This is a genomic window from Alteromonas sp. KUL42 (assembly GCF_006538325.1).
Taxonomy (GTDB): domain Bacteria; phylum Pseudomonadota; class Gammaproteobacteria; order Enterobacterales; family Alteromonadaceae; genus Alteromonas.
The window spans coordinates 1-22238 of sequence record NZ_BJKK01000013.1 but is presented as its reverse complement, the minus strand read 5'-3'; the positions used below and the strand labels follow the sequence as shown (position 1 = coordinate 22238).

General features: G+C 42.4%; 15 protein-coding genes. 3 read left to right on the top strand and 12 right to left on the bottom strand.

All coding sequences use genetic code 11. From position 1 onward, the window contains the following. Positions 1-215: 215 nt before the first annotated feature. From EYR97_RS15800 to EYR97_RS15790, 3 genes are read right to left on the bottom strand one after another with little or no spacing between them, the layout of a single operon-like run. Positions 216-365 carry a DUF2256 domain-containing protein gene (locus EYR97_RS15800; RefSeq protein WP_131094633.1) on the bottom strand — a complete coding sequence of 50 codons (150 nt, stop codon included), beginning with the start codon at positions 363-365 and terminating at the stop codon, positions 216-218. Beyond that, positions 352-1890 carry a cryptochrome/photolyase family protein gene (locus tag EYR97_RS15795; protein ID WP_131094632.1) on the bottom strand — a complete coding sequence of 513 codons (1539 nt, stop codon included), beginning with the start codon at positions 1888-1890 and terminating at the stop codon, positions 352-354. The genes EYR97_RS15800 and EYR97_RS15795 overlap by 14 nt, the downstream gene beginning before the upstream one ends. Positions 1891-1892: 2 nt before the next feature. Beyond that, a complete protein-coding gene (locus EYR97_RS15790; protein WP_131094631.1) occupies positions 1893-3317 on the bottom strand; it encodes a deoxyribodipyrimidine photo-lyase in 1425 nt (474 codons plus the stop codon). A 110-nt stretch (positions 3318-3427) separates the two neighbouring features. On the opposite strand from EYR97_RS15790, the gene EYR97_RS15785 reads away from it, so the two are divergent. Both EYR97_RS15785 and EYR97_RS15780 read left to right on the top strand, forming a co-directional pair. Continuing rightward, on the top strand, positions 3428-4864 hold the full coding sequence (locus tag EYR97_RS15785) for a DASH family cryptochrome (RefSeq protein ID WP_131094630.1): 1437 nt from the start codon (positions 3428-3430) through the stop codon (positions 4862-4864). Positions 4865-4886: 22 nt separating this feature from the next. Beyond that, a complete protein-coding gene (locus tag EYR97_RS15780) occupies positions 4887-6434 on the top strand; it encodes a cryptochrome/deoxyribodipyrimidine photo-lyase family protein (RefSeq protein ID WP_131094629.1) in 1548 nt (515 codons plus the stop codon). Here the strand turns inward: EYR97_RS15780 and EYR97_RS15775 are convergent. Then, the gene (locus tag EYR97_RS15775; RefSeq protein ID WP_131094628.1) at positions 6431-6718 is read right to left on the bottom strand and encodes a hypothetical protein; all 288 of its coding nucleotides are present in this window, start codon (positions 6716-6718) and stop codon (positions 6431-6433) included. The two genes, EYR97_RS15780 and EYR97_RS15775, sit on opposite strands and share 4 nt — an antisense overlap. Positions 6719-6851: 133 nt before the next feature. On the opposite strand from EYR97_RS15775, the gene fabA reads away from it, so the two are divergent. After that, entirely contained in the window at positions 6852-7370 is a 519-nt protein-coding gene (gene fabA, locus EYR97_RS15770; protein WP_131094627.1) for a bifunctional 3-hydroxydecanoyl-ACP dehydratase/trans-2-decenoyl-ACP isomerase, read from the top strand. A gap of 88 nt (positions 7371-7458) precedes the next feature. Here the strand turns inward: fabA and rmf are convergent, their stop codons facing one another. The 8 genes from rmf to EYR97_RS15730 form a co-directional block, all read right to left on the bottom strand. After that, positions 7459-7635, bottom strand: a complete 177-nt coding sequence (gene rmf, locus EYR97_RS15765) for a ribosome modulation factor (protein WP_131094626.1) — start codon at positions 7633-7635, stop codon at positions 7459-7461. A 301-nt stretch (positions 7636-7936) separates the two neighbouring features. Then, the gene (locus EYR97_RS15760) at positions 7937-9694 is read right to left on the bottom strand and encodes a DUF3466 family protein (protein WP_131094625.1); all 1758 of its coding nucleotides are present in this window, start codon (positions 9692-9694) and stop codon (positions 7937-7939) included. A gap of 12 nt (positions 9695-9706) precedes the next feature. Next, complete coding sequence (locus EYR97_RS15755) at positions 9707-11647, bottom strand: ABC transporter ATP-binding protein (RefSeq protein ID WP_131094624.1); 1941 nt, start codon at positions 11645-11647, stop codon at positions 9707-9709. Then, complete coding sequence (locus EYR97_RS15750) at positions 11644-11877, bottom strand: glutaredoxin family protein (protein ID WP_131094623.1); 234 nt, start codon at positions 11875-11877, stop codon at positions 11644-11646. The genes EYR97_RS15755 and EYR97_RS15750 overlap by 4 nt, the downstream gene beginning before the upstream one ends. After that, the gene (gene rlmKL / locus EYR97_RS15745; RefSeq protein ID WP_131094622.1) at positions 11874-13970 is read right to left on the bottom strand and encodes a bifunctional 23S rRNA (guanine(2069)-N(7))-methyltransferase RlmK/23S rRNA (guanine(2445)-N(2))-methyltransferase RlmL; all 2097 of its coding nucleotides are present in this window, start codon (positions 13968-13970) and stop codon (positions 11874-11876) included. The genes EYR97_RS15750 and rlmKL overlap by 4 nt, the downstream gene beginning before the upstream one ends. 63 nt (positions 13971-14033) lie before the next feature. Continuing rightward, positions 14034-15041, bottom strand: coding sequence for a quinone-dependent dihydroorotate dehydrogenase (pyrD, locus tag EYR97_RS15740; protein WP_131094621.1), 1008 nt, complete (start codon positions 15039-15041; stop codon positions 14034-14036). Positions 15042-15113: 72 nt separating this feature from the next. Beyond that, positions 15114-19952: an NAD-glutamate dehydrogenase gene (locus EYR97_RS15735; protein ID WP_131094620.1), complete on the bottom strand. Its 4839-nt coding sequence runs from the start codon at positions 19950-19952 to the stop codon at positions 15114-15116. A gap of 175 nt (positions 19953-20127) precedes the next feature. After that, positions 20128-22238, bottom strand: a 2111-nt coding sequence (locus EYR97_RS15730) for an RND family transporter (protein ID WP_131094619.1), incomplete at its 5' end; no start/stop codon positions are given.

Here is a 22238-nt window from a genome sequence, read left to right as displayed (position 1 = left end):
CATTACTGCATGAATATTACTCATGATTTGTTGGATTTAGAATTGCCATCTATAAAGCGTGGCAACAAAACGATGTGCAATACTTTGCGTGTTTCTGTTTTGCATTTTTTGTGCTTTAGCAACATCGGTGATGGTATAATAACTCGATGGAGTTATATCTAGTTCAAGTGATACCCATTAATAATGGTAGTAGGTATGAAACCTACTACTATCAGTCAATTAACGGCTCTAATATTGGCTTTTTTCGAAGCGCATCGCTTAGAGCAATACTTAACATTTTCCCAATCCCGCTCCCATTTTTTACGCCAAGTAAAAGGCCTATTGCACACAACACACACCTTGGTGGGTAATTCAGACTTCTTCATTATTTTCTAGCTTGGTAAGAAATATCAACGCGCTCTCTTTCATTGCGTCTATGTTTTCACTTTTCATGCGGCCATAGGTTTTATATATCATGGCCATCCGAGGGTTGTTAGAAAGCGTCTCTTTGTGTTTGTCTATAAAATGCCAATACAAATAGTTAAATGGGCACGCTTTGGGGCCGGTTTTCTTAGATACTTGATACCCGCAATTTTTGCAGTAGTTGGACATTTTATTAATGTAACTTCCACTGGCTACGTAGGGCTTACTCGCAAGGTTTCCGCCATCGCTGTATAAGATCATGCCAGCCACATTAGGAAGCTCCACCCATTCATACGCATCGGCGTAAACTAACAGATACCACGCTTGTACTTCTTCAGGACTCAACTCGGTTAATAGACTGAAGTTACCCAGTACCATAAGACGCTGGATATGATGTGCGTAGGCGTTTTGTTGTGTTTCCTTAATGCACTGGCGCATACAATTCATATTGGTTTGTGCATTCCAGTAGAAAGTTGGCAGTGAGCGTTTGTTATCAAAGTAGTTGTCAGTTTTTAAATTAGGCATGAAATGCCAGTAGAACCCTCTGACATACTCGCGCCAGCCAAGTATCTGCCGAATGAAGCCTTCAGCGGAATTAAGCGGTACCTGCCCTGCATGGTATGCACGTTCAGCCGCACCAATCACTTCCTTTGGAAGCAATAAGCCGCAATTTAAGTAAAACGCAATATGTGAGTGATACATCCAAGGTTTGCCCTCAACCATTGCATCTTGGAATTTTCCGAAGTTTTCTAGGCGCTCATCTAAAAAGGTTTCAAGAACAGATAATGCTTGTTCTCGGGTAACGGCAAAATAAAAATTGTCGAGTTCACCAAAATGGTCAGAAAATTCATTTTCAACCAAAGTTAATACTTCGTTGGTGATGTCGTCAGGTTTAAATACTGAATGTGAAGGTACTTGATGTGTTGCTGGCATTGATTCACGGTTTTCAGCATCATAATTCCACTTACCTCCAATGGGGTTGCGACCATCCATTAGTACGTTGTGCTTACGACGCATCTCGCGGTAGAAAAACTCCATACGCAGCTGTTTCTTGCCCTCTGCCCACTCGCTAAATTCTTCAGGTGTAGAAAGAAACCGTGTATCAGGCAAAATTGTTACTGGCACACCAAGCACGTTTTCCCATTGCTGCATACTTTTTAGTAGTCGATGCTCACCTGGCATGGTGCATATCACTTTGTCATAGCTGCGTTGTGTTAATGTATATTTGACTTGCTCAAGAAGACTACCTTGATTGCTTTCATCATTTAGTTTTATGTAATTTACATTGTGATCTAGCGCTGACAAATGGGCGGCGAAGTGACGCATAGCACTAAACAAAAAAGCAATTTTCTTCTTGTGATGTTTAACGTAAGTCGCTTCTTCCTGTACCTCTGCCATTAAAATGAGATCTTCGCCTTTATTGGCATTACGGATGGCAGAGAGAGACTCGGTTAATTGATCGCCTAAAACAAGAATTAAAGCTGCCATAATTACCCTTTAATTTGTTGAAATGCATCAAGTGCCCGTTGTCTAGACGCTTTCAAATCGACAATAGGTTTTGGGTAGCTCTTGCCAAGTTCCACATCTGCATCTTTAGCAATAATGCTGGGTGCTTCCCAAGGCTTATGAATGTATTTATCAGGCAAGTTTTTAAGTTCTGGGCAATATTTGCGGACATAAACCCCTTTTTTGTCAAACTTTTCTCCTTGTAGTATGGGATTAAATATTCTGAAGTAAGGTGCAGCATCTGCACCTGAACCCGCTACCCACTGCCAACTTGCGCTGTTACTGGCTAAATCGGCGTCAAGCAGTGTATCCCAAAACCAGCGTTCGCCTTCATGCCAACTTAATAGTAAATTTTTTACCAGAAACGAACCTACAATCATCCTAACGCGATTGTGCATGTAACCTGTTTGCCATAATTCACGCATACCAGCATCAACAATTGGGATTCCTGTTTGCCCGGTTTGCCACGCTTTCAACGCTTTGGTGTCGTCACGCCATGGGAACTTGTCGAATTTTTCATTAAAGTTTTTATTTGGAAGCGTAGGAAAGTGATACAGCAAATAGTAGCTGAACTCTCTCCATCCTAGTTCACTCAAATACGTATCGATACTCTTATCTTCTGTATCACCAAATTGATCTTTTACGGCATACCACACTTGGTTTGGTGATATCTCGCCGAAATGCAAATACGGTGACAAACGAGAGGTGCCATTTAGGGACGGAATATCCCTGCCGTCTTTATAGCTGCGCGCAGCGTGTTGAATAAAATGAGACAGATTGTCTGCAGCGCCCTCTTCTCCTGGCTTCCACATTGAGGTAATGGTTGAATCCCATGGTATGTTGGGCAGCAGGTTCAGCGCATCTAAACCATCATCTTCTTTGTTGACATCACTATAGGTGATACGCGCTGGCGGCGCCTTAGGGTAACGGGGCGGTGCTAAGTTCAAACACCCTTTGCGGTAGTAAGGTGTGAATACGCGATATGGCGTACCATCCTTTTTCAGAACTTTCATCGGCTCCCACAATAAACTTCCATTAGTACTGTAAGCTTCGTAACCCGCTTCAACAATGTGTCGTTTAATTTCCTTGTCGCGGTTTATTTGCCAAGGTTCGTAGCAGCGATTCCAGAAAATGGCCTTAGCATCATATTGCTTCATTAATGCAGGTAATATTTCACGAGGATCGCCTTTGAAAATTTGTAAGTGGCTTTGTAAGCACTTATCTAAAGACGCTAATGCATGATGTAACCACCATTTACTTGCACCGCCTAAGTCTCGACCATTTGGGGCTGTATCATCGTATATAAAAACGGGAACAATCTTGCCCATATCGCAGGCAGCATTAAGTGCAGGATTGTCTTTAACGCGCAAGTCTTGGCGAAACCACATAATGCTAGTTGGAACTGTCACTTTTTTTCCTTTGAGTTGCACTTATTCTAAATTAAGAACGTATTAGCGTGATTACGACAAAATACGGATTCAGGATCCGTTTTATACATAAAAATGATGTGTAATTAATTATGCCAAACCAAAGACTTACTAGCGACAGTGTGGAAACCCCAAAAAAAGGGCTATTTTGGTTTCGACACGATTTACGTTTGCATGACCAACCTGCACTAGATGCGTTAACTGAGCAGGTTGATGAAATCAGCTTTGTCTATATTTTTGACACCGACCATGTCAAGGTTTTACCCACTGATTCTGGGCAATCTAATTACCACCAAGCCGCTGTTGATAGTGGAAATAGAAGTAATAAAGGTGAAGCTTCACAATTAGAAAGCAATTTTCCGAATATAGGAAAGCATAGATATCGATTTTTGATAGAAACTTTGGCCGATCTTAGCCATCAACTTCGTGTGCTTGGGCACTCACTTATTGTTCTTAACGGTAATACGCTGTCTTGTTTAGAACTTTTACTTATGCAAAACGGCTACACTCACTTGGGTGTAAGTCAACACAATGGATTTAATGAAATTAAGGCGCTGAATGATATTCAAAAGCGCTTTGTCAACGTTGAATTGATAGAACGTGAATCATTTGGTTTGTTTAACGAATGTGATTTACCGTTTACCGTCAATGATATGCCTCAGGTATTTAGTCCTTTTAGACGCAAGGTTGAAAAGGTGCTCACCGTTCGGCCACCGCTCTCCAAAATTGAGTCACTACCAACCTCCTTTTTGCCCCAATTTGATAACTTACCCGCGCATATAAGCTTATTCGACATTAGTTGCTACGCTCCAAAATGTGACGAAGGCGAATTTATTGAAGGGAAATATGTTGAGGGTGAATTTATTGGCGGTGAATCAGCTGGCCTACGGCATTTAGAGACCTATTTGTTCGATTGGAACGCTGCGTCTACTTATAAAGAAACCCGAAATACATTAGATGTTTGGCCTGATAGTACTAAATTAAGCGCTTGGCTTGCCAATGGCGCTTTGTCTGCAAGATACGTTATGCAACGAGTGAGGCACTATGAAGAAACAATAGAGAAAAATGAGTCGACTTATTGGATCTATTTTGAACTTTTGTGGCGTGAGTTTTTTTACTGGCTTCAAAAATGCCATGGGTCGAACTGGTTTAGATTTAGTGGAATAAACGGCGTTAGCCCTGACACTACACATAATTCTGATGTATTTAACGATTGGTGTAACGGTAATACAGGGTATCCCATTGTCGATGCTTGCATGCGCCAATTATTATCAACGGGATATATGTCAAATCGTGGAAGACAGCTTGTAGCAAGTTGCTTTGTACATGAACTTCGCCAAGATTGGCGACATGGTGCAGCGTGGTTCGAGCAACAACTTATCGACTATGACGTGGGTAGCAACTGGGGTAATTGGCTGTATTTAGCTGGAGTGGGTAGCGACCCAAGAGGTCATCGCCAATTCAATCTTCAAAAACAAACCGAAACCTACGACCCAGACAGCACATTTAGAAATAAGTGGCTCCCGTAAGTTAAAATTGCGCTTCGAGTTGATGACAAAGCAAGACATTACTGTTATTTGGTTAAAACGTGATTTACGAATTCGCGACCATAAGCCATTGTTTGAAGCGTATGGTAACGGTGAGAATGTGCTGTTGCTCTATTGTTGGGAGCCTTCTTTATTAGCTGACCCTCACATGAGTGCTCGTCATTGGCATTTTGTGGCACAGAGCCTTGATGATATTAATAGCCAACTTCCTGAACATATAAATGTATTGCAACTACATATGGAAATAATAGATGCGTTTAGGTTCATAGGGCAATTCTTTACTATTAAACAGGTTAGGAGTTACCAAGAAGTAGGGCTAAAGGTTACGCATAACCGCGACACCTCTGTTTTTAAGTGGCTGACTTATAATGGAATTAGTTTTAAAGAAGCCTCGTTCGGTGCAGTGATTCGGGGGCTGCCACATCGCAAACATTGGCAGGCTAATTGGGAGGCGCATTTTTCCGAACCAACCTTCGATTTTGATATCTATAGCACTCACTGGGTGAATTGGGGTGCCATAAAGGATATGGAACGGCAAGCAACCTCTTACGTTAAAATAAATCCAAGTGTAGCACCCTGCTCGACTATGCAGCCCGGTGGCGAACGCCGTGGCTGGCAAGTGTTAAAACATTTTTTTGAGCAACGGGGTATGTATTACCATAAACACATTTCCCAACCTCATGCGGCAAGGCATGCATGCAGCCGCTTAAGTCCTTATCTTGCATGGGGCAACTTATCCATTAAGCAGGTATATTCGTATGTGAATATCCAGCGCAAAGAAAAGAAACAACTACCTTTAGCGCAACGAAAGCTTTGGAGAAATGCATTGTCAGCGTTAACGTCGAGGCTTCACTGGCATTGCCACTTTATTCAAAAATTTGAAAGTGAACACAGCATGGAATGGCAACCAATGAACCATGCGTATAATGATTTTCCCTATATCGACGGCCCAGAAGCAGAGCGGCGTTTTTACCTTTGGAGTGTCGGTCAAACCGGCTATCCATTGGTGGATGCTTGTATGCGAGCTTTAAAAGAAACAGGGTATTTGAATTTTCGCATGCGGGCGATGGTTACCAGTTTTTTGTGTCACCATTTAAATGTGCACTGGCTTAAGGCTGCACATTATCTCGCTACGCAATTTTTAGATTTTGAGCCCGGTATTCATTACCCACAAATTCAGATGCAAGCCAGTATTACCGGAATTCACACTGTAAGGCTGTATAATCCTATGACACAGTCAGCAAAACTAGACCCAAACGGTGTGTTTATTAAGCGCTGGGTACCTGAGGTACGGCACCTACCCAACCAAGCTGTACATGCACCACATCTGCTGCCTCCCTTAGAGTCACAAATGCTTAATTTTGATGTGGAGCGTGATTACTATCACCCCATTATCGACATTAACGCGCACAATAAACAAACTGCAAAGCGATTATGGGACTACCGAGAACGCTGTGATGTGTTGCAAGAAGCTAAAAGAATTATTCGGCGACATACTATGACTAATAGCCCCAGTCGACAGTGGCTAAAACAAAAGCAGCACAAGAATTAACGCTCGTTTTTGCGCAACCATTCATTAAGTAGTTTGATTTGTCCGCATTTATACGCTGCATACATAAGGCGCATGGCATTAGACATGGCCTCACTGTCGGTCCATCCTGTTTTATCTCTAATTTCGTCATAACAAAGCTTAGCTTCAGGCGTAACGTAACCCCGGACCAGCTTTTTTCCCGCATCTTTTTGTCTTTCTCTGAAACGCCGCTGTTTTTCAGCATTCGCTTTTGCTTTATTTACAGCGCCTTTTTTCACTTGCTCATTTTTTGTCTTATCTGTCATAGTAATTACACATATTTGAGTTGTATTTAGTCTAACACGCGTTTTTACACATAAAAAACACTGTTCAGAGTTGTTTAGCTTACAACTGTTCGCTAAATTACCTTCAATTTTTGAAAACAACAACGAGTCAGTAATGTCAGATAAGAAAAACAGCTTCAATAAAGAAGATTTACTTGCATGTAGCCGTGGGGAAATGTTCGGTGAAGGAAATAGTCAACTCCCTGCGCCCAATATGCTAATGATGGATCGAATCGCATCTATCACTGAAGACGGTGGTGAGCATGGTAAGGGTGAAATAATTGCAGAGCTCGATATTACGCCGGATCTTTGGTTTTTTGACTGCCACTTCCCAGGCGACCCAGTTATGCCTGGTTGCCTTGGTTTAGACGCCATGTGGCAACTAGTGGGCTTTTTCTTAGGTTGGAGTGGTGGACCAGGTAAAGGTCGCGCATTGGGTGTTGGTGAGGTTAAATTCACAGGTCAAATATTGCCTACCGCGAAGAAAGTAACCTATAAAATTACAATGAAGCGTGTTATCAAGCGTAAATTGTTTATGGGCATGGCTGATGGTGTTGTTGAAGTAGATGGGCGCGAAATCTACTCTGCTAAAGACTTAAAAGTTGGCTTATTCCAAGATACGTCAAATTTCTAATTGGCACTCATTCACATTTACCAGTACGAAAAAAGCCCCTTTTCAGGGGCTTTTCCTTTTGCTTAATCAGTTCATAAAAGAGAAAGAACTACTTAATAGCTAGCCCTAAGTGTCTGTCTTCCACTGCTTCACGCCAGCCACCTAGCCACTGTGAGCGTGCATCGAATTGCTGAAATGGACAATTTTCTTTCGAACGACCGCTGATACCAGCTTGATAGCCTTTAGCATGTGCGCGAGTCAGTTTATCTCTTTTTTGTCTTTTCATTGATAAGCCTCTTTTGTTTATTTGGATGTACACCAATTCGTTTTCTCTAGCGGTCAATATCAATAATGCCGAAACTGCTGGAAAACGCTTTGCGTACAACTATTAGATAGTGCAATTGACCAATTGGTTCAAGGTTTTTTATCAATAAAATTGCTTGACAAACATTAAATAAATGAACTTTAAATGAATTAATTATGAAATTTTTTATTCATATTTATTTCAATTTTTATCATATTTAGGCATAAAAAAAGCCACAGTGAATGTGGCTTTTAAAAGTGAGTAAAATATGTACTCTCTCGTACTACTTTCTGATGCGTCTTCTTAGCATTAATGCTGTAAATAACCCCAACAGACCGAACCAAGTGCTTGATGCAGCTTTTCGTTCATAAGGTTTTTCATCGTCAGGAACTTCACACTCCTCTACACTGCCATTGGCAATAGGAGAGAGTTTTACCGCGACGACTGAATCAACCTCAAGGGTCTCTCCAGTGGAGGTTATTATATCAACACCAGAAACATACTTAGAGGTTGTTTTAATGCGCGCGTTGGCAATGATTTCGTTATTGTCGTTAATGTCAACGGCTTCGATCAGCTCGTACGTATTTTCACAAGACACTAAATCATTTAAATTAGTAAATTCTTCAGTATCAATGTTGTACATGAATGCAGCAGTTTCTCGAAGGGTGTCACTTGTTGCTGATACATCCGTACTACCAACAACGATATTATTGTTATTTATAGCGTTAGCTGTTACACCAGCACTTGTGAAAAAGCCCGACGGATACTGCTGCTCTTGCGTATCGAGGTTATAAACAAAAAGTCGTGAACGAGCTATATCACTGCTAGTGCGCAAAACCGCCCCCGTAACCCAGTTGTTATCATTAATTCCAACTGCCTGACTCAAAATATTTTCATCACGAGGGAGTAATTCAATAGTTTCACCGTCTCTAAACACGGTCGCAACGCGCTCACTTTCAGTTTGGCCAGACGAATTAGGACGCGTAAATCGAACATATTCACCAGTTAAAGCTTCACCAACTGCAATTCCTTGGTCATTTATATCATAGGCGAGAGTGTAGAAATGTTGAGTATCATCTTCTTCAGGCTCTACTAATAATGGATAGGTTTCCTGACTTACCACGTCACCATTAACATCTACTTGCCAAATGGTTGCGTTAATTTCAGAAAATCTCAAATAAGCCGACAGGAAACTAGACGATGTATTTAAGAAAACACTTGAAATACGTGGAACAGAAAAGCTACCAGCGTATATAGATTGCAGGCAGCGCCCTTCTGGCAGATCACCGCGCTCTTCATCGTCCCCACATGCTTCAACAGCCTCGTGAACGGTTTCGTTAAACGATACCGTGCTAAACCCAGCAACTTCTAAATTGGTGTTTATTGCACGCGCTGAGCCGAAACCGCCAATGGTGTCGTCAACGGGGGGTAATATTTTGGTTTGACCTGATACCTGAATAAAGGCCTGTTCTGCCGATTCTGCATAGGTGAAATTGAAGGTATCGCCGTCTTCGTTTTCATATGGTTCTAGAACAACTAACCCTGTAGAATCGCCAACAATGAAGTCGCCATTAAGGCTATCACGACCCACAGAAACAACAGAGCGGGTATAATCATTGAACTTGTCTGTAATTTGATCAAGACCTGGTACAAGACTAATATCTTGTGTATCAGTGAGGTAGGTGCGGTATTGTGCAAGTTTCTGGCCCTGACTAGCACCTGAAGTTTCTATCAAGAAGTTCACAATCGTCGAGTAATCACTGTCAGAGAAAATACCCTGTTTGGCGTCTTCTTCACTATCGAGATCTTCACCAAATTCGTCGAAAAACACGGTGTCGTTTTCTAGTTGTTCTACGTCAACAGGCGGATTGTATTCTAACTGCACGACAGATAGCATTTTACCCGCTTCATCAATAGAGCGGCCAAAGTTATTTCTAGCAGTTTCTTGTAAAGGCAGCGGTGTAACTGAATAAGTTGCGGCAAAAGCCGACACACTACTTGTTGCTAACAGTACGGCGGCGGCAAGCTGAGTTCGTTTCATTTAAAATCCTATTTACTGCTGATTGTCTTCCAGCATACTTTCTAATTCGTCCCAGCGCGCATATTTCTGGGATAGTAATTCTTCTTTTTCGGCCAAATCGGATAGCGCTTTGGCCGTTATATCACTGTCTTGTTTGAAAAAGTCAGGGCTGTTGACTTGTTCTTGCATCGCCTCAAGCTCTTCTTCGAGTTTCTCTAGCTCCTGAGGCAAAGATTCAAGCTCACGCTGATCTTTGTATGATAGCTTTTTCGTCTTACGGGGAGAAGACTTAGCACTAGGACTATTAGAAGCTGAATTAGTTTCATTCTTTACCTTGGCCTTTTCTTCTTTTTCAATGACCTGACGTTTTTCATCTTGCTCTTTATACCAGCTTTCAACGTCAGTGAAACCCCCAATGAATTCCCGTAATTGTCCATTTCCTTCAAAAACCACACTGCTATTTGCTACGTTGTCGACAAATTCCCTATCGTGACTCACCAATAATACTGTGCCCGTGTATTCATTTAACAGGGTTTCAAGCATTTCTAGCGTTTCAACATCCAGGTCGTTTGTGGGTTCATCCAGTACCAATACGTTACTTGGTTTAAGCATAAGTTTAGCCAGCATGAGGCGATTTTTCTCACCTCCAGACAATGACTTCACTGGCGCATTAACACGTTCGGGTGTAAATAAATAATCTTGGAGATAGCTGATCACATGGCGAGGATGACCGTTAACCATAAGGTCACGCTTACCGTCGCCAACCGCGTCAATCACGGTCTTCTCAAGGTCTAAGCCGTGACGGTGTTGATCAAAGTACGCGACTTCTAAATTTGTACCTTGTTTGCAGTTACCGCTGTCGGGTTGCAGTTCGCCTAAGAGGAGTTTAATCAAGGTACTCTTGCCGCTACCATTGGGGCCAATTAGCGCAAGCTTATCACCGCGAAGTACATTAAGGTTTAACCCTTTAACGATAGGTTTGCCTTCTATGCTGTAACTTAAATCTTTAACTTCAAACACCATTTTGCCAGAACGAGCAGCTTGGTGTTGGTTTACTACAGCGCTGCCTTGTACAGCACGACGGGCTTTTCTCTCTTCCCGCAGTTTCTTAAGGGCGCGAACACGACCTTCGTTACGCGTGCGACGGGCCTTAATTCCTTGTCGTATCCATACTTCTTCTTGCGCTAACTTTTTATCAAACTCAGCGTTTTGAGACGATTCAACCTCTAAATCGTGTTGTTTCTTCTCTAGATAAGTTTCGTAGTTGCCTGGATAACTGGTTACCGTGCCTCTGTCTAAGTCAACGATACGTGTAGCCATAGAGCGAATAAACGCCCTGTCGTGGCTTACAAACACAATAGCGCCTTTGTAATTACTTAAACTAGACTCTAGCCAACGGATCATCTCAATATCAAGGTGGTTAGTGGGTTCGTCTAAAAGCAGCAAATCAGGTGAACGAACAAGGGCTCTAGCCAATGCGGCTTTTCTACGCCATCCACCTGAAAGAGTTGAAAGTGAAATATCGGGGTCGAGCTTAAGCATAGTTAACGTTTGTTCTATTTGTTGCTCAAACTGCCACGCATCTCGCGCTTCTAACGTTTCTTGTAAACGCTGAAGTTTATTCAAATTTGCTTCGCTCGGATCTTCACCCACTAATCGGGTTTGATGGAAATATGCTTTCAGGGTTTCACCCACATCCGACAAACCTTCGGCGACGTAATCAAATAATGAAACATCAGTAGTTTGCGGTGGATCTTGCTCTAGGCGCGCCACTACCGTGTTATTTTCTATAATGCGCTGACCATCATCAGCAATTATGTCACCGGCAATCACCTTCATAAGGGTTGATTTACCACTGCCATTTCGACCAACTAAACAAACCCGCTCTTTGGGTTGCACCACCAATTCAATGCCATCAAGCAATGGTGGGTTTCCGTAGATAACAGTGATGTTTTTTAACTGCAAAATACTCACTGAAGAAACTCCTCTAAGTCGGCCGTTGAAAATGGCCAACCTATTTCTTTGTTATTGTCTTCGCGCTTAAGCACGGGAATGCGAGCACCATAAAGATGATATAAATCGGTACTCGTTCTAATATTCACTTTTTCAATCTCAAGCGATGCGAACATCGACGTATTACCGAGCTCTACATCTGCAAGGTCACACAAACTGCACTGAGGACCGGTATAAAAGAAAATTTTCACGATGTTAAAACCCAACATTGATGAATGTTGCCTTTACGGGCGAAATCTTCTGGAATGGTCTCTTTAGTAATATTTTCAATAGAGAAACCTAATGCAGAGACCGCGGCTTCATCAAGCTTAAAGCCGCGTTTGTTATTTGAAAATACAATCATACCGTTTGGTTTCAGGCATTTACTGGCATCAGTGAGCATTTTTACGTGGTCACGTTGTACGTCCCACGTATTCTGCATGCGCTTTGAGTTTGAAAATGAAGGCGGATCAATAAAGATTAAATCATACTGCCCTTTGTGCTCACTTAACCAGGTTGTACAGTCTGCCTGAATGAATGCATGTGGACCGGTTAATTTATTGAGTGCTACGTTTTTCTTCGCCCATTCTAGATAGGTATTGGACATATCTACGGTTGTTACCGACTTTGCGCCACCTTTAGCCGCAAACACCGAAACGCTTCCGGTGTACGAAAATAAATTGAGCACATCTTTATCTTTTGATAGCTGCATTACCTTTTGACGGGTATTGCGATGATCTAAAAACAAACCTGTATCGAGGTAGTCGGTTAAGTTGACCAAGAAACGAGCGCCGTTTTCGAACACTTCCATCATTTCACCAGACTGATTAATCTTTTCGTACTGCTTTGTCCCTTTTTGCTGGCTACGCACTTTAAGTGCAATGTGCTTCGGTGACACACCGGTAACTGCAGGTAGATGTAGTAACACTTCTTGTAGTCGCTTACGCGCCTTTTCTTCAGAAACTGTTTTAGGTGGCGCGTATTCCTGTACAACTAACCACTCACCGTAACGGTCTACCGCCACGTTGTAATCAGGTAAGTCAGCATCGTAAATTCTATAGCAGTTGGTATTTGCGCTTTTGATCCAGCCTTTCATGCGCTTTAGGTTCTTCTTTAAGCGATTGGCAAATTCGTGATTACTTGCATCTTCGCTAAACTGCACGGTATTTTGTTCGTCTAGTACGTAGTTTGCTAGTCGACACTCCAACTTACCATTGTTCATTGCGTAGTCTTTTGTGGCACGCAGTTTTAGTACGCGAAGCAAGTCGCGGTTACTGCTTAGCAATGAGACATGCCATCCCTTCCAGGCTTCTTTAAAACGCTTACCCCAATCACTAAACAAAGGAATAAGTGAAGTCAATTCACCTAAGCGTTCCCCGTAAGGTGGATTCGAAACAACGTAACCCGGTATTGCAACAGGCGGTGAAGACTTTGTTGCGTCTTGCTGACTAAAAGCGATGTCATTGAAAACACCAGCGAAATCGGCGTTAGCTTTTGCAATTGCTACCATTTTACGGCTGAAGTCACCGGCATAGATCCCGCCACAAGACGGTTTTTGCTGCGCAATGGCATTATCGAGCAATTCTTCCCAAATGCTAGGTTCATGACCGAACCATTTGTTAAATCCCCAGTAACTACGCTTAATACCAGGTGCAATATTCCTTGCAATGTATGCAGCCTCAATAGCAATGGTTCCTGAACCACACATTAAATCAACAAGTGGCGCGTCGGTATTTTCCGTCCAACCACTTCGCATTAGCATAGCACTTGCAATGTGCTCTTTAAGTGGCGCGTCCCCTGTTTGTTGGCGGTAGGCGCGTTGATGAAGACTAGCACCAGCTAAATCGATACCTATAATGACATTGTCACGATGTAGCCGAGCATAAACTGAAATGTCAGGTATTTTGCGCTCTACAGACGGTCTCGCAAGGCCTTGTTCAACGAATGAATCAACAATAGCATCTTTGACACGAACGGCGCCAAATTGGGTGTTTTTAATGGCAAAGTTAGTTCCTATAAACTGCACTGACAGTGTATGCCGTGAGTCCATTTGCATTTGCCAATCTATACCCATTGCTGTGTTGTAGAGTGCATCTGCATCATTTGCTTTACCTGTCGCAAGAACCCAGATAACACGGTTTGCAAGTCGCGACCAAAGACAGATTTTATAAGCATCTTCTTTTGTACCTTCAAACTGTAGTGTACCTGGGCCCTGCTTTATTTGAGCTTGTGGGCAAAGGTTTAACACTTCTTGTTTTAATAGTTCGTCGAGACCGCGACTGGTCGTAACCAGAATTGTATTCATTCATATACCTGTAGTTTGTGTGTGCGTGTATGCATGAGCACACATCAATAAAATTGCGCTAACTTATAAAGCCTTAACAATACGTTTTACGAGAGATGGGCCTTGGTAAATGAAAGCAGAGTAAACTTGTACCAAGGATGCGCCTGCATCTAACCGAGCTTGTGCAGCCTCGGGGGAGTCTATACCGCCAACCCCAATTATTGGTATTGATCTATCTAGTGCTTTAGCGAGTTTGCGCGTAACCTCTAAGCTCATTTCGGTCATAACAGAGCCGCTTAAGCCTCCCATCTCGTCTGCATGGTTAAGCCCTTGCACTGCGTCTCTTGATAGCGTGGTGTTTGTCGCAATAACGCCATCCATTTTTGAATTGATCAGAGATTTTGCAATACTTTCAATTTCAACATCGCTCAAATCTGGTGCAATTTTGATAAATAGGGGTACATATTTGCCATGTGTTTGCGTGAGCGTTTCTTGAGCCGCTTTCAAACCCGCTAGAAGGCTATCTAGCGCTTCACCGTACTGTAAATTTCTCAACCCCGGCGTGTTGGGTGAAGAGATATTGATCGTAACGTAACTGGCATAGGGATACACCTTATTTAAACAAATAAGATAGTCGTCTAACGCGTTTGCTTCTTCTGTGTCTTTGTTCTTGCCAATGTTGATACCAATTGGCCCATTAAATTGCGCTTGCTTTACTTGCTCAACAAGATGATCAACACCTTTGTTATTAAAACCCATGCGGTTAATAATGGCATGTTTCTCTGGAAGCCTAAATAAGCGAGGTTTTGGGTTACCGGCTTGAGGACGAGGCGTTACGGTACCAATTTCTACAAAACCAAAGCCCATGCTTGCAAACGCGTCAATACAATCGCCATTCTTATCTAAACCTGCGGCTAAACCCACGGGGTTATCAAAGGTCAAACCAGCAACTTTTACCGGTTTTTTAATTGTCGGAGTGCTGTACATCCATTTCAGCGGTGTATGTTGGGTCTTATTTAACCAGTTGATGGTGAAATCGTGACTTTTTTCAGGTTCGCACTGAAGCAAGATTTTTTGCACTAGAGATTGCATGGGTAGTTTAAACGCTCGCTAATATAAAAAAGCCCTGATTAACAGGGCTTAAATCATTAAGGTGCGTGTATTCTAATGGTTAGACTTCACGCTTAAAAGCATCAATTCACGTAAAGCGACAGAAAACTTCGCAAATTCGTGTGTATTGCTGGTCTTAAATTCGGACATCATGTGGTACCAACGCTTCAATAACACCTGATTACTTTCAATCCATTCATTCAAAATTTGGTCTGGATCGTTTACGTCTTCACGAGAAGCTAACAAATTAGCGGCAATTGAGCGTTGCTGCCAATCTAACTCTTCGCGATATGACGCGCGTGCTAGCGCTTGCCAATGGTTAGACACAGTCTGATTATTAATTTGATCCAAGAACCAGTGAAGCTCTAGTTTCGAACCAAGTTGATAATAAAGCTTAGCAACAACATCGGTATCGTGTTTATCTGCTTCCACAACCTGCGCTAAATCGAAGCTTGAGAACATATTTGAGAAACTGGCCACTTGATAAGCAATATCTTGTGGTACGCCTTCAGAAATATATTTTTGTGTCGCTTTTTCAAGTTGTGCATATTCACTTTCAACAAGATAATGTTGAAGGTTCTTCGACAAGATGTCGAACGTACCGCGATAACTAGCGATAGCCTCTTCAATAGACTGCGTTTTATTACCATGGCGAATATACCAACGTGATGCGCGGCGCATAATACGTCTTGCTTCATCAAGCATTCTAAGCTGTAGCTTTGCAGGAATGACATTGTCGAGTTCTTCAATGCGTTCCCACAATGTTTTCATATTGAAAATGCCATGCACAATTGCATACGCATCAGCTATTTCACTAACACTCGCGCCTGTCTCTTCTTGCATTCTAAATACAAAGTTAAGGCCCATGTCATTAACCATGTTATTGGTTAATTTAGTGGCAATGATCTCACTGCGTAGTGGATGTTGCTGCATGTGTGTTGCAAACTTTTTACGCAATACCTCTGGGAAGGCTTCAACAAGTAACTTACCATGATACGGATTATCGGTAATTTCAGGAATGTTTAACGCATCCTTTAATACCATTTTTCCATAAGCGATGAGTACGCTCAGTTCAGGACGTGTAAAACCTTGATCGGTAGCAACACGGTCTGATATTTCATCGTCACTTGGGATAAATTCAAGTTCGCGGTTTAGTTGTCCTTCACGCTCTAAGCCGTGAATAAAACGCAATTGCTCTTTTAATTGCTTAACACCCGCAAGTTCAGTAATTGAGATTGACTGAGTTTGGCGATAACAATCTTTGATAACAATGCGCGAAACATCATCAGTCATGTCGTACAGCAATTTATTTCGCTGTTTAAGCGTCAGTTCGCCGTCATTCACTAGCGTGTTTAGAAGGATCTTGATGTTCACTTCGTTATCTGAACAATCTACGCCGCCTACATTATCAATGAAGTCAGTATTAACGCGGCCACCGCTTGACGCGTATTCAATACGACCGAGTTGCGTTAAACCTAAGTTACCACCCTCGCCCACAATTTTTGCTTGAACATCGCGACCATTCACACGTAAATCGTCATTGGCGCGATCGCCAACTTCAGAGTGTGATTCTTTCTTGCTCTTAATATATGTCCCTATACCGCCGTTCCATAATAGGTCTACCGGCATTTTCAATATATTGTGAATAAGCTCATTAGGCGTCATGGTTAACTGACGGGTACCTAACCACTTTTTCATTTCAGGCGTAAGCTTAATTGACTTCGACGAGCGATTGAAAATACCACCGCCTTTCGATATCAGCTTGCTGTCGTAATCTTCCCAACTTAGGCTTGGGTTTTCGAATAAACGCTTGCGTTCTTCATAGCTAGATGCCGCATCTGGGTTTGGATCGAAAAATATATGTAAATGGTTAAACGCAGCAATTAAGCGCGTGTGTTTAGACAGCAACATACCGTTACCAAACACATCACCTGCCATATCGCCCACACCCACACAGGTGAAGTCTGTGGTTTGACAATCAATACCGATTTCACGGAAATGGCGTTTAACTGACTCCCAACCACCACGGGCAGTAATACCCATTTTCTTGTGGTCGTAACCGATACTGCCACCAGAGGCAAACGCGTCGCCTAACCAGAAACCGAATTCCTCAGCAATACCGTTTGCAATGTCAGAGAAGGTCGCTGTGCCTTTATCTGCTGCAACCACTAAGTAAGGGTCATCATCGTCAAGGCGTACCACGTCTTTAGGCGGCACGATTTCACCGTTTACGATATTATCAGTAATGTCGAGCAAACTGGTTATAAAGATGCGGTAACAAGCTTGACCTTCAGCTTGAATGGCGTCGCGACCTTGACCAACAGGCAGGTTCTTACAAACGAAGCCACCTTTTGCTCCCACAGGAACGATAACGGTATTTTTAACCTGCTGTGCTTTCACTAGACCAAGTACTTCTGTGCGGAAGTCTTCTTGTCGGTCAGACCAACGCAATCCACCACGCGCTACTTTACCACCGCGTAAATGCACACCTTCTACGCGAGGGCTGTATACGAAAATTTCAAACTTCGGCAGAGGAAGTGGCATTTCAGGAATGAGTTCGGGCATCATTTTAAATGACACGTATGACTTCTCATTACCCGCGTCATCAGCTTGGTAGAAGTTAGTACGCAACGTAGCTGACATCATGTCTAGGTAACGACGAATAATACGGTCGTCATCAAGGTTACTCACGTTATCTAACTGCGCCTTAATCGTCTCAAGAATAGTTTCTTCTTTTTTCTCGTTGCGCTTTTTCTTAGGGTTAAAACGCTGATCGAAGAAGTCGACTAATAGGCGTGCAATGTCTGGATAATTGGCTAGCGTATTAGCGATGTAATCGCGGCTAAATGAACTACCAGTCTGACGCATGTACTTGGCATAAGCGCGTAAAATAGTCACTTTACGCCCTGTCATATTCGCACCTAAGATAAGGCGGTTAAATGCATCGTCTTCTAGTGTTTTGTACCACACTTTGGCAAAGGCATCTTGGAAAAGCACTTGGGCGTTTTCCATGTCAAAATGTTGCCCACTCTTATGCAACATGGTGAAATCCATTACCCAATTGCGCTCGCCCTCTGCACAGGTAATTTTGTACGGACTTTCGTCAATCACGCGCAAGCCGAAGTTTTCTAACATCGGAAGAACATCAGATAAGTGAATTGGCTCGGCGCGGTGGAAAAGCTTTAACTTAACGATCTGGCTATCTGCATCTTCTTCTTGAGGACGATAGAACAACATGTCGAGGGTGTGATCATCATCAAGCGTTTCCAACTTACCAATATCTACCAATGCAGCAGATGGCAGGTTGTGTTCCATATAACTGCGCGAGAATGCGTTGTTATATTTGCGCTCTAGTGCTTTTCCTGAAGCTTCACCATGGGCAGCTGAAATAGCAGAAGCAAGTCTGTCATTCCAGGTTTTGGTCAACTCAATAATATTTTGTTCTATTTCCTTCACGTCAAATTCCGCGTTGTTGTCGTTGACTCGGGCGATGTAATGCGTGCGTGCATACACAGACTCAGAGAAGAAAGTAGTAAACTCTACTTCTTCTGTTGCACCTAAAGACGCCTTTAATAGCGCTTGGGTCTCTTTACGCAATTGGGTGTTGTAGCGCTCTCTTGGCACAAACACCATGCATGAGAAGAAACGTCCAAAAACATCTTTGCGAATAAACAAACGTGAAATACCGCGCTCTTGCATTTGAAAAATGCCCATGACGATTTGCGCCAATTCTTCAGCAGGTGTTTGTAAAAGCTCGTCGCGTGGATAAGTTTCAATAATATTGGTGAACGCTTTAAACGCATGTGTGCCTGGCTCATAGCCAGATAATGCGCAAATGCGCTTAATCTTTTCACGCAAAATTGGAAGTTGCGTGACGCTATTATTGTAGAAAGATGCGGAATATAAACCCAGAAAACGGTGCTCACCGACAACTTGCCCATCTTTATTGAATACTTTGACGCCAACGTAGTCCATATATGCAGGACGATGAACTCGAGCGCGCGAGTTTGTTTTGGTAAGTATTAACGGATTTTTACTTAGCGCTTCCGCACGTGCAGATGCTGGAAGTTTAGACAATAAACGTTCTCTATCGTTAACTGAATTCTTTAAAAGCCCCAAACTTGTATCATTTTGTGGGATCCAACGGTGATCCCCCTCAATGGCTTTCACTTCGTAATAACGATAACCCATCATGGTGAAGTTATGATCGCCCAACCACTCGAGGTAAGCTTTCGTTTGACTTTGATCGTCACCTGAAACCGGCCAGTTATAAGACGCACTGTCTTTGATAACGGCTTGCAGGGTGTCTGTCATACCTTGCCAATCTGCTACTGCAAGAGACACCTCGTCCACCACAGAGTGAAGCTCTTTAGTAAGGCCTTCAATATCTTTCTTAGATGTCTGCGTGTCTATTTCGATGAATATAACTGTTTCTTTTTTCGCACCGTCAATAGGCTGCCCAGGCTCTGCAAACGCTTGTACTTTATTGCTTTCGTCGCGTTTTATGCCGATGGGACTGTGAAGAAATAAGTGCGAAGTGATATTTAGTCTATTGAGTAGCATGCGTACTGAATCTACCAAAAACGGCATGTCAGAAACGATGATTTCCACAATAGTATGACTAGAGTGCCAACCGTGTTTTGCTATTTCAGGGTTGAAGACGCGAATGTAGGGAGATGTATTATCGAACTTAGCCAAGCCGTTCCATAAACTCAATGTTGCACCATAGAGGTCGCTGTCGTTGCGATTTTCTAAATCATCGCTTGAGATATTTTTATACAACAGACGTCCAAATTGCTGCACAAGAGACTTCTGCTTGGTATCTACTTTCTTTTCGATAAGTGCAAATACGTTGTCTAGCAGTACAGAGTGTCGCTGTGAGGTGACTGTCATTTGTTAACCTTTTTTGAATGTCGTAAGTGCCGAGTACCTAACTATTTTCTCTAATAAATGACACTAATGAAAGCCTATTTTTAACCTTATATTAACAGCATAGATAACTATGCAAAAAACACCCAAAAAAAAGGGCCAAAAGGCCCTTTTTAATGCTTAGCTATGCAAAAATATTTTATGCATTAGGGTCATTCTTGTTCCACCAAAGGAATCTTGCCAATGCTGGTAGTACAATAATTGCACCAAGCATGTTTACCACAAACATAAACGTAAGCAAAATACCCATATCCATCTGGAATTTAAGCGATGAGAACACCCAGGTACTTACACCAATAGCTAACGTTATGCCCGTAAACAATACTGCACTTCCGCGTTCTTTAAGCGCCGCAAAGTAGGCTTCTTGAACCGTACAACCTTGTTTTAGCATAAGACTCTTAGTCGATAAGATATAAATACCATAATCTACACCAATACCCACACCAAGTGCGATAACTGGCAATGTAGAAACGGTCAATCCTATTTGCAAGTAAGTCATTAAGGCTTGTGCTAATACCGATACAACATACAGTGGAATAACCACTACAAGTGTTGCGCGTAAAGAGCGGAAACTTATTAAGCAAAGTGCAATTACGGCACCAAATACGTATATCATCATTGGATCTTGAGCGGCACTTACTGCTTCATTTGTCGCAGCCATAACACCAACAGGACCAGAGGCTAAGCTAAAGGTCATATCATCAGTTTGATATTCACTACGATATTCTTTAACCGCATCTACAACGCGCGATATGGTTTCCGCTTTGTGATCTTCCATAAACAGAATGATTGGCATTACTGAGCAATCACCGTTTAACAAACCTGATGATGTTGGTACGCGTGAGATGGCCTGAACCAAGGTTTGCTGGTTACGAGGTAATACCTGCCATTTCACATTTCCTTCGTTATAACCTGCATTTACTATTTTTGCGACAGAAGCTAGCGAGACTGCTGACTGTACTCCTTGTACATTTTCCATCTTCCATTGAAAATCATCCATAGCCTTCATCACACTATGAGATGTACAAGCTTCTGGCGTGGTCTCAACTAAGATAGAAATATAATCTACAGTAACTTCATACTTATCGGTTATAAGAAACGTGTCTTCGTTGTAGCGTGAAGTTTCGTGAAGTGCTGGTGCTCCCGCATGTAAGTCCCCTATCTTCATGTTTTGTGCTTGGAAGTGACCGAACACAAATAATACTGCTGTAACAATTAAAATAATGGCAGCAGGTTTTTTATGTGAACATGATGAAATAACTTCCCAAAACTTGGAATTGGCGTTTTCTTTACCTGCGAACTTTTCAACGTACTTTTCATCAAGCTTCAAGAAGCTCATTAGTACTGGTAATAACAGCAGGTTAGTTAAAATAATAACTGCAACACCCATACTTGCTGTGATGGCAAGCTCACGAATAATACCGATATCGATAACGAGTAAGGTCATAAACCCAACGGTATCAGATAACAGTGCAATACCGCCTGGTACCAAAAGGTTTCTAAAGGCTGCCATTGACGCGCGTTTAGCACCAACACCGGTTACCGCTTGCTTTTCTACCGCATTGATCATTTGAACACCATGGCTTACGCCTATAGCGAAGACCAAGAACGGTACTAAGATAGACATAGGGTCCATACCAAAGCCGATAGACGTCAATAAACCTAGTTGCCATATAACCGCAATAATTGAGCACACCAAAGGTAGTAGCGTTAACATAATGCTACGCGAGAAGAAGTACACCATTACTGCAGTTATCGCGATGGCTATCGCAAAAAACAGAAGCACATCTTTTGCACCATCTGCAACATCACCAATCATTTTGGCAAAACCAATAATGTGTATAGATGTTTGGTCATTTTCATACTGACCGCGCAACTGACTCTCTAGCTCAGCAGCAAGTGCAAGTGTATTAAGCGGTTCACCGGTTTGCGGGTCAATATCAAGTAACTGGGCCGTCACCATTGCACAACTGTAATCACTTGCTACTTGACGACCTACAATGTTCGCTTTTTCTACATTAGCAGCTACTAAATCTAACGCTTCCGGGTTCGCTGAATTAAAGTCGGCTGGAATAACAGGGCCGCCAGCAAAGCCACCTTCCACTATTTCAGTGAAACGGGTCGAAGGCGAAAACAAAGACACGACCAATGAACGGTTTACACCATTGATGAAAAATAACTGGTCGTGTACGTTTTTAAGTGTATCGAAGAAATTCTGATTATAAATATTTCCGTTTTTGTCACATACCG